The sequence below is a fragment of the Marinobacter sp. Hex_13 genome, assembly GCF_001566815.1.
GTDB lineage: Bacteria > Pseudomonadota > Gammaproteobacteria > Pseudomonadales > Oleiphilaceae > Marinobacter > Marinobacter salarius.
In genome coordinates, this window is sequence record NZ_LSMM01000061.1 from 1 (window position 1) to 14,137 (window position 14,137).

The 14,137-nt window shown below is 57.1% G+C and carries 13 protein-coding genes and 1 riboswitch; of the genes, 7 read left to right on the forward strand and 6 right to left on the reverse strand.

What is annotated here, in order from left to right:
- Positions 1–194 precede the first annotated feature (194 nt).
- The 4 genes from cpdA to thiC all read right to left on the reverse strand — a co-directional run bounded on the left by cpdA (position 195) and on the right by thiC (position 4,442).
- Entirely contained in the window at positions 195–1,001 is an 807-nt protein-coding gene (gene cpdA, locus AXW11_RS15605) for a 3',5'-cyclic-AMP phosphodiesterase (protein WP_036203523.1), read from the reverse strand.
- Between the two features lie 195 nt (positions 1,002–1,196).
- On the reverse strand, positions 1,197–1,682 hold the full coding sequence (locus AXW11_RS15610) for a DUF1249 domain-containing protein (protein ID WP_036203520.1): 486 nt from the start codon (positions 1,680–1,682) through the stop codon (positions 1,197–1,199).
- A 1-nt stretch (position 1,683) separates the two neighbouring features.
- Positions 1,684–2,301 (reverse strand): NUDIX domain-containing protein, encoded by a 618-nt coding sequence (locus AXW11_RS15615; protein ID WP_091644613.1) that lies wholly within the window; start codon positions 2,299–2,301, stop codon positions 1,684–1,686.
- Positions 2,302–2,564: 263 nt separating this feature from the next.
- A complete protein-coding gene (gene thiC / locus AXW11_RS15620; RefSeq protein ID WP_091644610.1) occupies positions 2,565–4,442 on the reverse strand; it encodes a phosphomethylpyrimidine synthase ThiC in 1,878 nt (625 codons plus the stop codon).
- A 74-nt stretch (positions 4,443–4,516) separates the two neighbouring features.
- A riboswitch (TPP riboswitch) is annotated at positions 4,517–4,631 on the reverse strand.
- Between the two features lie 158 nt (positions 4,632–4,789).
- Between thiC and AXW11_RS15625 the strand changes: the two genes are divergently transcribed.
- On the forward strand, positions 4,790–6,193 hold the full coding sequence (locus AXW11_RS15625; RefSeq protein WP_036203512.1) for a TolC family outer membrane protein: 1,404 nt from the start codon (positions 4,790–4,792) through the stop codon (positions 6,191–6,193).
- A gap of 62 nt (positions 6,194–6,255) precedes the next feature.
- Here AXW11_RS15625 and waaA read toward each other — a convergent pair whose 3' ends face one another.
- Positions 6,256–7,524: a lipid IV(A) 3-deoxy-D-manno-octulosonic acid transferase gene (waaA, locus tag AXW11_RS15630; protein WP_036203508.1), complete on the reverse strand. Its 1,269-nt coding sequence runs from the start codon at positions 7,522–7,524 to the stop codon at positions 6,256–6,258.
- A 172-nt stretch (positions 7,525–7,696) separates the two neighbouring features.
- Between waaA and lpxL the strand changes: the two genes are divergently transcribed.
- Genes lpxL through AXW11_RS15650 form a run of 4 tightly spaced genes read left to right on the forward strand, consistent with a single transcriptional unit; the run spans position 7,697 to position 11,762 of the window.
- The gene (gene lpxL, locus AXW11_RS15635) at positions 7,697–8,647 is read left to right on the forward strand and encodes an LpxL/LpxP family Kdo(2)-lipid IV(A) lauroyl/palmitoleoyl acyltransferase (protein WP_075195814.1); all 951 of its coding nucleotides are present in this window, start codon (positions 7,697–7,699) and stop codon (positions 8,645–8,647) included.
- Positions 8,648–9,595 carry a mitochondrial fission ELM1 family protein gene (locus AXW11_RS15640; protein WP_036203502.1) on the forward strand — a complete coding sequence of 316 codons (948 nt, stop codon included), beginning with the start codon at positions 8,648–8,650 and terminating at the stop codon, positions 9,593–9,595.
- Complete coding sequence (locus AXW11_RS15645) at positions 9,592–10,707, forward strand: glycosyltransferase family 4 protein (protein ID WP_036203499.1); 1,116 nt, start codon at positions 9,592–9,594, stop codon at positions 10,705–10,707. The genes AXW11_RS15640 and AXW11_RS15645 overlap by 4 nt, the downstream gene beginning before the upstream one ends.
- On the forward strand, positions 10,704–11,762 hold the full coding sequence (locus AXW11_RS15650; RefSeq protein ID WP_036203497.1) for a glycosyltransferase: 1,059 nt from the start codon (positions 10,704–10,706) through the stop codon (positions 11,760–11,762). The genes AXW11_RS15645 and AXW11_RS15650 overlap by 4 nt, the downstream gene beginning before the upstream one ends.
- Here the strand turns inward: AXW11_RS15650 and AXW11_RS15655 are convergent.
- Positions 11,686–12,396: an SGNH/GDSL hydrolase family protein gene (locus tag AXW11_RS15655; RefSeq protein WP_041336130.1), complete on the reverse strand. Its 711-nt coding sequence runs from the start codon at positions 12,394–12,396 to the stop codon at positions 11,686–11,688. The genes AXW11_RS15650 and AXW11_RS15655 overlap by 77 nt on opposite strands.
- 61 nt (positions 12,397–12,457) lie before the next feature.
- Here AXW11_RS15655 and AXW11_RS15660 point away from each other — a divergent pair, with 61 nt between their 5' ends.
- On the forward strand, positions 12,458–13,126 hold the full coding sequence (locus AXW11_RS15660) for a YrbL family protein (protein ID WP_091644608.1): 669 nt from the start codon (positions 12,458–12,460) through the stop codon (positions 13,124–13,126).
- Positions 13,127–13,224: 98 nt separating this feature from the next.
- Positions 13,225–14,130, forward strand: a complete 906-nt coding sequence (locus AXW11_RS15665; protein ID WP_371915664.1) for a lysophospholipid acyltransferase family protein — start codon at positions 13,225–13,227, stop codon at positions 14,128–14,130.
- Positions 14,131–14,137: the final 7 nt, after the last annotated feature.

A 14,137-nucleotide genomic window follows, 5' to 3' on the forward strand; every position in this document is an offset into this window, starting at 1 on the left:
GTCAGCTCGAAACGGGCGACCACGAACAGGTCTTTGGGGAGTTGGCCAAGGGTGGCCGTGAACTGCAGTCCGGTTGCCTGGGGCATGTCTTCGATCCCTGAAGAAGTGAATGTCTCTTGCTCGTCCTGAGCGAAGCCTGAATTATATACGCAATAAGGTGGCCATTAACAGGCCGCCTACCGATCAGCAACCCGCTAATATCCGGTGCTGTTGCTATCCAGCTCGAACACAAAATCCGTCGCCCGGCTGACTTCAGTGGAAAACTCACCCGACGGCAACAATTCGAACCACCGATAGCCCGGCGCCTTATCCTCCACCGAAAACTCCACGGAGCCGGCTGTAAACTGTATGCAGGTCGACGGCGTCGCCAGCAGGCGCGCACTCTTGCGGGTTTGATCCAGTTCCTGATGGATATGGCCCCAGAGGACGATTTTTACCTGCGGGAAACGATCGATCACCTGCCAGAACGCGTCACGATTGCGAAGCCCGATCGGTGACATCCAGCGGGTATCGATTTCAACCGGATGGTGGTGAAGAGCGACCAGTGCTGGCAGGTCGGGATTCTCACTCAGGGTCTTCTCCAGGAACGCCAGCTCAGGCTCCGAAAGCTCACCGAACACCTTCCCGGGAACCGAGGTGTCCAGCAGCACAAACTGCCACCCACCCTGGATAATATGGCGCTGATTGGCTCCTCGCTCGGCGGCGATACGGGATAGCAGTGGCGAATCGTCATGATTGCCGGCCATCCAGGCCGTATCACACTGAAAGACCTCCAACTTGTCGCCAAACAGGCGGTAGGCTTCTTCGCTTGCATCCTGGGCAATATCACCCGTGGCGAGGATAAGGTCCGGCTGGCCATGGTCCCGGAAAACCTGAGCAATCACGGCATCCAGGCTGTCCCTCGTATTGACACCCAGCAGCCCACCCGCCGGATCGGCCATCAGGTGCGGGTCAGTCAGTTGTAGCACCCGGAGGGCACGCTGGTTGTCGTTCTCTGTCATGGCACTCGTGGTTCTTGCGTTTGCGCAACACACACCGGTGAAGCAGACCTACTGGCAGGTTATTGAGTTTTTCCGCCTGCATCCAGAATATTCATCACATTCTGCTCAGGCTTCCCCAGGCAATTGCCGGTTTTGACAACTCTCGCACAGTCTACGCGCACTCTATGTCATTGGATGCAGAGCAGACATACAACCTTAGTCCACGCCCTCTCCGGCAGACCAGGCGGCATGTTCCATCGGCAAGTGGCCGAAACGCAGGCAGTAATCCAGCCAGTCGGCCAGGAAACTGTTGACCTGAACTTTTTCGTCAGGGTGGTGCATGAAACGGTTCGGGTAGTCGTTCACCGGCGCAATCTGTCGATCGCGGTAACAACTGATAACCTCGGCCATGGTGGCATCGTGATAGACCCGAACCGTCAACTGGGGATTATTCAGCCAGCGCCCGGAGTTGTGCACCTGTTCAAGCAGCAGGGTTTCCGTAAACTTTGTGGTTTGCAGCACTTCGATGCGAACACGGCCCAGGTACTGGTCCTCACGATGAAGCTCGAATTCACAAATGGGGCGGCCCTTGGCTTCAAGCCTCCGCAGGCGGTGAAGCCGCATGTAATTGCCATCACACAGCGCGCCGAAACGTCTTAGATCCGGTACATAACGCCGGGGTTTCATTACCCACTCTGTCATATCAGCTCCAACCTTCCCGCAAGCGCGGGCGATTCAACTGCAACCACTGCAGCGCGATGATCGCGGCAGCGTTATTGATACGTCCATCATAAATCATTGCGATGGCTTCGTCGGCGCTGAATACATGAGCACGGATATCTTCGTGTTCATGCTCCATGCCAAACAAACCGCCGGCGGATTTGGTGCTGATGCGACCGCAGTATAGGTGGATCAGCTCCGTGCTTCCGCCGGGAGACACTAGATAGTCGCAGATTTTGTCCAGCGGTTTAAACGTCAGGCCGGCTTCTTCCTGGCCTTCTCGCTGGGCAACGTCTTCGGGCGACTCACCCTCCTCGTTCATGCCGGCCACGAGTTCCAGTAACCAGGGGGACTGCTTCCGACCTAAAGCGCCGAGGCGGAACTGTTCAAGAAGAACAACCTCGTCACGATCCGGATCGTAAGGTAATACGCAGGTGGCGTCGCCACGGATGAAGAGCTCGCGGGTGAAGGTTGGCATTTGCCCGCCGTCAAAGCGCGGGTGCGTCAGCCAGAGCTTGTCCATGCGGAAGAAGCCATGGAACACGGTTTCGCGTTTTTCGATTTTTACGTCGTGGTCTTTAAACTGGAACGGTTCGGTCATTACAAGAGTTCAGATCCGTTTTTGAGAACGATTCTGAACGATAGCCGGATTTACAGGGCTACTGCAAGCTTGGGCCCCAGCCTTAAATCACGGGGAAGCAGCTATTGGGACTCTCTTTCCAAAACACGCTCAAGCCCATCCATGGGGCGCTTGGGCTCCGCCAGGGATGGCGGAGCCCGAGACGCACAGGGACGTCTCGAGTCGTTTTCTGAACGGGGCTACCATCCTGGCTCACACTCCGAACCAAGCAGTCTTACAAAAGGTCAAACCTTGTCATAAAGCTTGGACCCAGCCTCCACAAACTCCCGGGATTTCTCCTTCATGCCGGCATCCACCGCAGACACCTCGTCTAGGCCATTCTCCTTGGCATACTCCCGAACTTCCTGGGAAATCTGCATGGAACAGAACTTCGGGCCACACATGGAGCAGAAGTGAGCCACCTTCGCGGAGTCCTTGGGCAGGGTTTCGTCGTGGAAGGCACGAGCGGTGTCCGGGTCGAGGCCGAGGTTGAACTGATCTTCCCAGCGGAACTCGAAGCGGGCTTTGGACAGCGCGTTGTCGCGGATCTGGGCACCGGGGTGGCCCTTTGCCAGATCAGCGGCATGAGCTGCGATTTTGTAGGTGATGATGCCGGTCTTTACATCGTCCTTGTTGGGCAGGCCCAGATGCTCCTTCGGGGTAACGTAGCAAAGCATGGCGCAGCCGTACCAACCGATCATTGCCGCGCCGATACCGGACGTAATGTGGTCGTAGCCAGGGGCAATGTCCGTGGTCAGTGGCCCGAGTGTGTAAAACGGTGCCTCATCACAGCATTCCAGCTGCTTGTCCATGTTTTCCTTGATCAGCTGCATGGGCACATGGCCCGGCCCTTCGATCATTACCTGAACATCGTGCTTCCAGGCAATCTTGGTGAGCTCACCCAGGGTTTCGAGCTCGCCGAACTGGGCTTCGTCGTTGGCATCGGCAATGGAGCCGGGACGCAGGCCGTCACCGAGACTGAAAGCCACGTCATAGGCTTTCATAATTTCGCAGATGTCTTCGAAGTGCTCGTACAGGAAGCTTTCCTGATGATGGGCCAAACACCACTTGGCCATGATGGAACCGCCACGGGACACAATGCCAGTGGTACGCTTGGCCGTCATTGGCACGTGATGCAGGCGCACGCCAGCGTGGATGGTGAAGTAGTCGACGCCCTGCTCTGCTTGTTCAATCAGCGTGTCACGGAAAATCTCCCAGGTCAGGTCTTCGGCAGCGCCGCCGACTTTTTCCAATGCCTGATAGATGGGCACGGTGCCGATGGGAACCGGCGAGTTGCGGATAATCCATTCACGGGTTTCATGGATATTCTTGCCGGTAGACAGATCCATGATGGTGTCGGAACCCCAGCGAGTGCCCCAGGTGAGCTTCTCGACCTCTTCCTCGATGGAAGAACTGACCGCCGAGTTGCCGATGTTGCCGTTGATTTTTACCAGGAAGTTGCGACCGATGATCATCGGTTCGGTTTCCGGGTGATTGATATTGTTGGGAATAATCGCCCGGCCGCGGGCAACTTCGTCCCTGACAAATTCCGGCGTAATTTCTTGCGGCAGGGACGCGCCGAAGGACTGGCCCGGGTGCTGATCCTTCAGTAGACCCTGCTCTCGCGCTTCCTGCAGCTTCATGTTCTCGCGGATGGCCACAAATTCCATCTCAGGAGTGATGATCCCCTGGCGGGCATAATGCATCTGGCTGACGTTCTTGCCGGGCTTGGCCCTCAGCGGCTTGCGCTCATCCATAAAACGGAGTGGGTCCAGCAGAGGGTCTTTCATCCGGCGACGCGTGAATTCAGAGGTGTAATCGGATAGCTGCTCTACATCTCCGCGCTCCTCAATCCAGGCGGAACGGATGGGCTTGAGTCCCTTACGCAGATCAATAGTGGCTTCAGGGTCGCTGTACGGACCGGAGGTGTCATAAACGGCGACGGGCGCATTTTTCTCGCCACCCATGTCGGTCGGCGTGTCGCCCACAGTAATTTCCCTCATGGGCACCCGAATATCAGGTCGGCTACCCTGTACGTAGATTTTTCGGGACTGGGGCAGCGGCTTGATGGCTGCAGAATCGACTTTTGCTGAATCGCTAAGATAGGAAGGTATTGTTGTCATAGTGCGTCCCCGGGTTGATTAGGTATACGGGTCGCGCATGACGGGCAGTGATCACAGAACGGTTCTGTGTCGTTGCAGCATATTGTCTCAAATCCCTACGCCGGTATTATCCGGATCAGGTTGCGGGTTCTGCATGGCAATCTCAGCCGGCGGTCAGATGTTCTGACGCCAGCACCCCGTCAAGACGCGAAATCAATGTAATTGACACTTACAATCAGTGCCGACTGCAAGTGTAGAGCTCAGGCCGATTATTGTCCATAATGGCGAGCCTGAAACGCTCAATGGTTATCTGAACATATGTGGCCAGGTATTCCAACACGCCGGGTGATTCACTAACAGGAGACATCATGAAGAAACGACTGCTTTCCGGGCTGATTGGACTGCTCGCAGCCCAGCCTGCACTATCCATGGATCTGGTTGAGACGTACGAGAAAGCACTCTCCTATGATTCCGGCATTGCATCGGCTCAGGCTCAGTTCCAGGCGCAGCAAGCTGCCGTTGACGTCAGTAAAAGCTCCCTGCTGCCGCAAATCACGGCAACAGGGTCAGTAAACCACACAGATTTTGAGCCCCATAACGCATTCAGCGGCTCAGGGAACGATGAGTTGGCGCGACAGTTTTTTTCGGGTGACAGCTACAAGGCTTATCGTTACGGCGTTGAGTTGAGCCAACCTATATTCCAGGCCAGCGACTGGTTTACATACGAAGCCAGCCAATTCCAAACAAAGGCTGCTGAAGCCCAATACAACCTGTCCCAACAACAACTGATTCTCGATGCAGCAACCGCCTATTTCAATGTTTTGCGGGCTCAGGATACAGTTACCACCGCGAGAGCAACTGAAGCTGCCATTCAGCGCCAATATGATCAGGCCCAGGAACGCTTTGAAGTGGGCCTTATCGCCATAACCGAAGTATACGAAGCGCGGGCCAGCTATGACGATGCCAGAAGCCAACGCATCGCTGCTGAAAATCAACTGAACATTGCAAAAGAACAACTGGCGCGACTAACCGGCGATTACCCTACCGCTCTGGAAAACCTTCGGCAGAACTTCCCTCTTAGGCGCCCTGAACCGGCAAACCCAGCATCCTGGGAGTCAAGAGCCCTCAAAAACAACTGGTCTCTTCAAACGACCCTTTTCCAGCTTAACGCAAGTCAGTCCGACCTGAAAGCGGCCAAGTCAGGCCATTTGCCAACGCTTGAGCTTACCGCCTCCTATCGTGAAACTCGTCTCGACAACGCCTTATCAACAACGCAAGAAGGCACTGAGGGCGTCATTGGCCTGTCCCTCAATATTCCTCTATATACAGGAGGAGGAACGAAGGCTAGCGTGCGTCAACAGCGCTCGCTGGTGACGGCTGCCGAACATGACCTGAATACAGCGCGCCGCGATGTACGTGTAAACACGCGCAGCCTGTTCCTGACCATTGACAACAACATTGAGGCCGCCAATGCACTTGAACAGACCATCATTTCCCGCCGCAGTGCATTGGATGCCACCCGTGCCGGTTACGAAGTGGGTACACGGAACATCGTGGAAGTGCTGGATGCGGAACGGAACTATTACGTGGCACTGCGTGACTTCGCCAATGCCCGTTACGACTACGTGATTAACACCCTGAACCTGAAACAGGCAGCTGGCACCCTAAGCCCTCAGGATCTGGTTGACCTGAACAATTGGCTGAGCGCATCAGCGCCGGGGATTGAAGCCATGGCTAACGAACAGGAAACCATCGACAACCCCTCTCAGTAAACTGATGCAAACCAGGCCGGGGCACCATGCCCCGGCCAATAACAAAACGCCGGCATCACACCTTAGACCCGCTTAACAATCCCATCGACCACTTTTTCGAGCGCACCACGGTTGGCATTCACAACCGCCAGCGCGTTGTGCCCCGCCTTTTGAGCAGAAGATTTATCCGAAAAGAGATGAACGACGCACTGGGCAAGAGACTCCGCCGAATCCGTAATAAACAGCCCCTGCCCTGAATCAAGGCGGTCGTAAATGGTTTCGAAATTGAATATGTGCGGCCCGGAAACAACAGGTATTCCCCAAGCGGCTGGCTCCAGCGGGTTGTGGCCGCCGCGCTCAATCAGCGAACCGCCCACAAAGGCCACATCGGAGGCGCCGTACAGCATTAACAATTCACCCATAGTGTCACCAAGATACACCTCGCTCCCCACCTTTCCGCCCCCGTCACTTCCTGACTGGGACCGACGGACAAGAGAGAGCCCCATGGCGTCAATGAGCCTGGCCACATCATCAAAACGCTCTGGATGCCGCGGCACAATCATCAGCAATGCGTTCGGGAAATGCTCGAGGATTTGTTGGTGAGCTTCCAATATCTGGCGATCCTCACCGTCGTGGGTACTGGCTGCGATCCAAACCGGACGGTCAGCGCCCAGCGCCGCCCTCAGCCCCGAAGATTCGGCGCGCACTTCGTCCGAGACCTCAACATCAAACTTGATACTGCCGGTCACCGACACCGACTCCGGCGTGGCCCCAATACGCAGGAACCGGCCAGCGTCTTCCTCTGCTTGCGCGGCTATCCAGCTAATACTGCGGAGCAGCGGGCGAACCAGTGACGCCACCCGCTCATATCCCCGCGCGGAACGGCTGGAAAGGCGCGCATTAATGAGAAAAATGGGCACCTCGCGTTGGCGGCTAAGAGCAATCATATTGGGCCAAAGCTCAGTTTCCATAATCACAAGCGCCCGGGGCCTTACGCGGCCAACAAAACGGTGCACCGCACCGGGTGTGTCATAAGGTGAGAAAGCATAGTGGACCCGGTCACCGAACAAAGCCCTGGCTCGGGCCGAGCCGGTCGGTGTCATCGCGGTCATCAATATGGGGATATCAGGATTACGCCTCAGCAAGGCTTTCACCAGGGGGGCTGCGGCAATGGTTTCACCCACCGATACGGCATGAACCCATATGACCGGCTCATCGAAGGCCTCCACGTACCCCAGGCGCTCCTGCCAGCGCACGAACGCTTCAGGATTGGTACGCCCGATCCACCACAACCGCAGCAACACAAACGGCAGCGCGATGCGGAAAAAAAGGGAGTAGAAAAAATGAAGCATGGTAACTCCGGCCGGGTCGATGCGGCGGTCATTCTACATAAAGCGGTGGCCGGCGTCTGCGACCTGGAATTCATGATTTTCCGCAACTTGCGGATATTGCGGCTTTAGCCGGAGATAATGGCCCTGCTAAACTCCGGTTCTTGCCGTTAAAAATCATCAGGGACTGACACGAGTGAAGACCGCTAAACAGAGAACTCGCGACACCCGCTATACCAGCTACCTTCATCCGCGCTGGTGGCCAACCTGGATCGGGGTCGCCGCCATGTGGCTGGGTGCCCAATTGCCACTGAAGTTACAATGGTGGCTGGGCAAACGGGTTGGTGACATAGCCTATCGCTTTGCCGGCCGTCGCAAGCAAATCACCGATGTGAATATTCGCCTGTGCTTTCCAGAGTTATCCGAAACGGAAAAGCAGGCACTGGTGAAGGCGTCTTTCCGCGCCAACGGCATCGGTGTCATGGAGATTGGGCTGGCCTGGTTCCGCAGTCCCACCAGCTTCATGCCCATTACAGAAGTCCACGGCCTTGAACATGTCGACGCTGCCCTTGCCAGAGGCAAGGGCATCCTGTTGCTGGGCGGTCACTACAGCACTCTTGACTTGGGGGGCGCCCTGGTCACCGAATACATCGAGGCCGACGTGATGCAGCGCGACCATAACAACCCATTGATGAACGCGGTGATGACCCGCGCCAGGGAGCGTCGTTATGGGGTGGCACTGGACAGCCGGAACCTGCGCGGCCTGCTCAAACAGCTCAAAAACAACCGTATCGTCTGGTACGCCACGGATCAGGACTACGGCCGCAAAGGCATCGTTTTTGCCCCATTTTTCGGAGTACCTGCGGGGTCCATCACCGCCACCTCGCGCATAGCCGACCGTAGCGGCTGTGCCGTGGTGCCGTTCAGCCATTTCCGACGGGAACACGCTCCAGGGTACGATATCTACTTCCATCCTCCACTGGAGAACTTTCCTTCCGGAGATGACATGGCGGACGCCACATTGGTGAACAAGACCATCGAAAACGAAATCCGAAAACACCCGGACCAGTACCTCTGGATGCATCGCCGCTTCAAGACCCGTCCTTCCAGGGAAGATCCGAACCTGTACAGCAAGGACGCAAACTGAATGCGCTCCCACACCGGCTCCCCCGCCCCGGTTGTCTGGCTACTGACCGATAATAAGCCTGGCCATCACAACCAGCTGAAAGGGTTGGGCAACCGCCTTCGGGTGCTGGCTGGCGCCAGCGTGAGTGAAATCGATGCGACCGAAGCGCCCCCGCCCTTGTGGCGGGCGCTGCTTGGCGTTGCGCCGGCCATGGATAAAGCCCTGGGAAGACCAAACCTGATTATCGCAGCCGGCAGCGGTACCCACCGCCTGTTGCTATCCCTGCGGCGGCTCCGAAAGGTAAAAACCGTGGTTTTAATGAAACCGGGCTTCCCTCTCAACTGGGTCGATGCGGCCATCATTCCAGAACACGATAAGGTCCCCCCAGCCAGACATGTCCTTGCCACCGAAGGTGTCATAAATGCAATCACGCCCCTGGCCAGAATTACCGACAAACCCGAAGGCCTTGTTCTCGTAGGCGGCCCCTCCCCCCATTTCGACTGGGATGACGACGTTATTCTCGGACAGTTATCCCAGCTAATGGGTCGCTACCCGGAATGGCGCTGGACGATCAGCGGCTCTCGCCGTACGCCCGAAAACCTGTTGATGCGACTGAACGACCTGGCAGGCCCGAAGGTCACGGTCGTGGATCCCAGGCGAACGCACGCCAGCTGGCTTCCCCATCAACTCGCCGCCTCCCGCGCGGTGTGGGTCACACCAGACAGCGCCTCCATGGCCTGCGAAGCTGCCACCTCCGGCGTGCCTACGGGTCTGTTTGAGCTCGCGCCCAAGAATAACAGCCGGGTCGCCCGGGGCATGGCCAGCCTGGTAGAGAAAGGGTACGTCGCGCACTGGAGTGACCATGCCTCGGTTATGGCTGGAAAATTGCGCGGATCGCAGGAGCTTTGGGAGGCTGATAGGGCCGCAAGGTGGCTGATTGAACACTTTTTAAGGGGAGGCAAACGTTGAGGATTCTGCAGGCGTTACCCGCGCTATACAGTGGCGGGGTGGAACGAGGCACCGTGGAGTTCGCCGCCGACCTGGTGAAACGTGGGCACGAGTCCTATGTGGTTTCGAAAGGCGGGCCCATGGCGGAGCAGCTTCGTGGGCAAGGCTCGGAACACATTTTCATGCCAATACACCGGAAGAACCCGGCGTCGTTCGGGCAAATCCTCCCCATGCGCAAGCTGCTGCTGGAGCTGAAACCGGACATCGTGCACGTGCGCTCCCGTATGCCCGCCTGGATCATCTTCCTGGCTCTGAAGACCATTCCAGCCAACCAGCGCCCGGCCGTTGTCTCAACCTTTCACGGCATGTATTCCGTGACCCCCTACAGCGCCATCATGACCCGGGCTGATCACATCATCGCCGTGTCCGGTTGTGTTCGGGATTATGTGCTGAACAAATACCCGGTGCCGGAAGAAAAACTGACCGTCATCCAACGGGGCGTGGACGTGAGTGCTTTTCGACAACGGGAGCTCAGCCCACAATGGCTGGACCGCTGGTTCCGACAGTACCCACAATTGGCCCAGAAAAAGATCATCATGATGCCCGGGCGCATTTCCCGCTGGAAAGGCCAACTGGACTTCCTGGCCATGATGGCGCAACTGGTGCAAAAACGGCCGGACTGCCACGGCATCATTGTCGGCGGCGCCGAACCCGGCAAGGAGCAGTTTCTGGAAGAGCTGGAAAAGGAACGTGCCCGCCTGAACCTGACCGACAAGGTGAGCTTCCTCGGCCAGCGCAATGACATGACCACCCTCTACCTTCTGGCGGACGTGGTCTGTCACATGTCCACGAAACCAGAACCTTTCGGCCGCATCGTTACCGAAGCCCTGGCCTCCGGCACACCGGTGGCCGCCTTCGACCGAGGTGGCGCAGCCGAAACACTGCGCGCTTGTTTCCCCGACGGACTGGTACCGCCAGACAATATAGAAGCGTTTACCCAGGCCGCGCTCGCTCTCCTTGACAGCCCCCGACCTGAGATAGAGATACCGTGGAGTTTCCGGCTGGAAGCACAGACCGAAACCACGCTGAAGGTCTATGAGAACCTTCTTGCGCGGAGATCTGCGCACCAATGAATGCGCAAGGCCCGCTGACAATCGCGCTGATTATCGCCACGCCCGGCACGGGCTGGGGCGGTATGGAAACGCACACAGCCGACCTCGCGAACGCCCTCTCGACCAGAGGCCACACCGTTCACGTTCTGGCACACAGCCAATACAGCGAACGCTTCGCCTCGCCGGTTTGTTTCCATCCACTGCCCGTTCAGCTCGGCCGACGCAACCCATGGCTGCACTACCGCCTGCGGCGACTGCTTCGCTCCATCCACCCGGACATCGTTCATGCCCAGGGTAACAAGGCCGCAAACCTGATCAGTTCAGCCCGTCATCTGAACAGTGCAACAGTGGGCACGCTTCATGGCACCAAGCGCTCCCATAAGGGGTTTGAGCGGCTGGATGGCGTGATTGGTGTCAGCCGTGATATTACCGACACCATTGCCCACGCCAATGCTCGGCTGATCCACAATGGCTTACCGCCTGTGGACACCTCCGGCGAAGAAAAGACGGAGGCCCCGACCTTCGAAATTCCTGCAGATCGCCCTCTCCTGTTAGCCGCAGGCCGTCTGGAACCAGTCAAACAGTTCGACCGGCTGATTCGCGCCTGGGCCAGGGCCGACTGCGGTGGCAGTCTGGTTATCCTGGGTGATGGTAGCCAGCGTGCTCAACTAGGTACCCTGATTCAGGAGCTGGACGTCTCAGACCACGTACTGCTTCCAGGCCATGAGCTCCATATGAAGCCCTGGCTCCAAGCCGCCACCGCCTGCATCATCAGCTCCAGCCGCGAAGGTTTTCCTTATATCATGGTGGAAGCGCTGATGGCGGGTTGCCCGGTACTGTCAACGCCAGTCAGCGGAGTGGGGGAATTTCTGCCAGAACAGAGTATTGCCGCGTCTGACCGCGTTGAGGATATCGCCACACTGGTTCGCACCAATCTCCGCAGCCCGATGGTTATGAGAGATTCCCAAAACGGCAGTTTCCTGTGGGCCCGGGAGCAACTCAGCCTTGAGGCGATGGTATCGAAGACTGAGGCTTTTTATCGGGACCTGTTGGCCAGTATGTCGACAGCGCGCTGATCACCGTATCCGCCAGGAGTCGATGCCCTGTTTCGGTAAGGTGGGTTCCGTCTGCCATCAAGGACTCGGCTTTCCGCTGCCATAATGGGTGGTAGGCATCGGCAAAAAATGCATTTGGCTCTCGTATGGCTAACTCTCGCAGGCCCTCATTGTAGCGCTCAATGCGCGGGTTCCGGGGCTCGTCGAGGTTCGGCGGCGTGGACACCAACGCGAACAGGGTGTCGGGGGCCGAGCGCAACACACGCTCAATATTGCCCAGATACTCATCCAGCGGCACCTGCTCCACCGCGCCCCAACGATCCTGCAGGTGGAGACGCCGGGCCCATTTCTTCAGCTTTTTGACGAGCTTTCGGGCAAGCTTCCTGCGGGGGCTGTCCGGGTAATAAAGCACATAGGGCGCACCACGAAAGGTGAGCCAGGAATCAACGAGCCCGTACTGAATAAACGCCAATTGATAGTTCCTGGGCGGGAAGGCCTCAGCATACTGAAGCAGCTCACGGGTTGTGCTCATGGTATGACCACAATTGGTGAGCGAAAGACCCAATTGCTTCGCAACGATCTGCGGCCAGACCGGTTCATGATAGTCTTTCAGGCCCTCGGTATTACAATCACCGTAGGCAATACAACCGTTCATACACGTGGCTTCCCGAGGCTTCCGTTGCACAAGGCGATAAAACGAGATTCGGATACGATCCATGATTGACCTGTCAGGCATTGAGCCATTCGCCTCTGGCTACAACCGACACTGCTACCGGCATCCGGATGATCCGGCATTGTGTCTCAAAGTACTGCGGCCTGAAAACATCGAAGTGCGGTACCAGCGCCAGGCCTGGCCAAAGAAAATGCTCGGCAAAGCGAGAATTGATGACAACCGCCAGGAACTCCGGGCGCATCAACAGCAAGCCATCCGGGCACTGATCAACGATGGCCACGACGAACTGGTCTGGGCACACCTGCCGCAATTTCATGGCGCGGTGGAAACCTCGCTCGGGCCGGCAAACATGAGTGAACTCCTCTTCGATGACCACGGCCTACCGGGCGAAACGCTCGAACACTACCTGAAACACCGAGGGTTTGATCAACCGATTCGGGACGCCGCAGACCGCTTCTGCAACTGGTTACTCGAAACCGGAATCCTCACCCGGAACCTGCTGCCCCACAACCTGGTGATCGCCGACAAGGGCGGACAACCGGAGCTGTTCCTGGTTGACGGGCTCGGCGCCCCCGCCATCCCCGACAAATTGGCCACTCTGTCCGCTTGGCGAGAACGATACATTGGCCGTCGTATCCGGCGCTTTTACCTGAGAATTGGCTGGGAAACCGGTAATCGCAGCGAGAGTTGGGAGGACTCTCAAAAGCTTTAGGGCAAATGACGAGTCTCAAAGGCCAACGAGCCTTGCCGCACAAGCCGGATGGTGGTAGCTTCCGTTCATTCTTTTTTCAGTTGATTGTCCTCCGATTTATGGCTATGTCCAAAGCATCGTTTTTGATCACTATCCTTGGGCTTGCCGGCAAGCTGCCACTACGTGCGGCCCAGTTGGCCGGCCGCTTTCTGGGCACTATCGCATGGACGTTCAGAACGAATTCTCGGCGTGTCACCGAGATCAATCTCGGCATTGCCTTTCCAGATCTTACGAACGATCAGCATCAGAACATGGCTCGCTCCAGTCTACGTCATACCGGACAGACCATGATGGAAATTCCACTGATGTGGGAATGGCCGGTCGAACGCTGCCTTGGCCTGATTCGGGAAATCGAAGGCGAGGAACTACTGGAAAATGCGAAGAAGGACGGCCGTGGCTTACTGCTGCTGGCCCCACATCTGGGCAACTGGGAACTCACAGGACTTTACTTTTCGTCACGCTACCGTATGGCGGCGCTGTACAGTCCGCCACATATCAAGGAATTTGAGGACTATATGATCCGGGTTCGCGGCCGGCTCGGCTCTGAACTGGTGCGTGGCGACCGTCGTGGCCTGGCACGGCTTATTGCCCTTCTCCGTGAAGGCGAGGTAACCGGCATTCTTCCAGACCAGAGCCCACGAGGAAAAGGAAACGCCTACGCGCCCTTTTTTGGCATGGACGTACGTACCATGACACTGGTTTCCAAGCTGCTGCAAAAGTCCGGCGCCAAGCCTTTGATGACCTATTCCGAACGCCTGAAAGACGGACGTGGATTTCGATTGGTTATTCGCGAGTGTGAAGAAGGCATTGCCGACACAGACCCCCTCATTGCCACTACAGCCCTGAACCGCTCAATAGAGAATGTGGTCAGAGAAATCCCGGAACAGTATCAATGGGAATACAAACGCTTTCGCCATCGTGTTCCTGGGGAAATCAATCCCTATAAACCCGATCGTGTATGCTGAATCGATG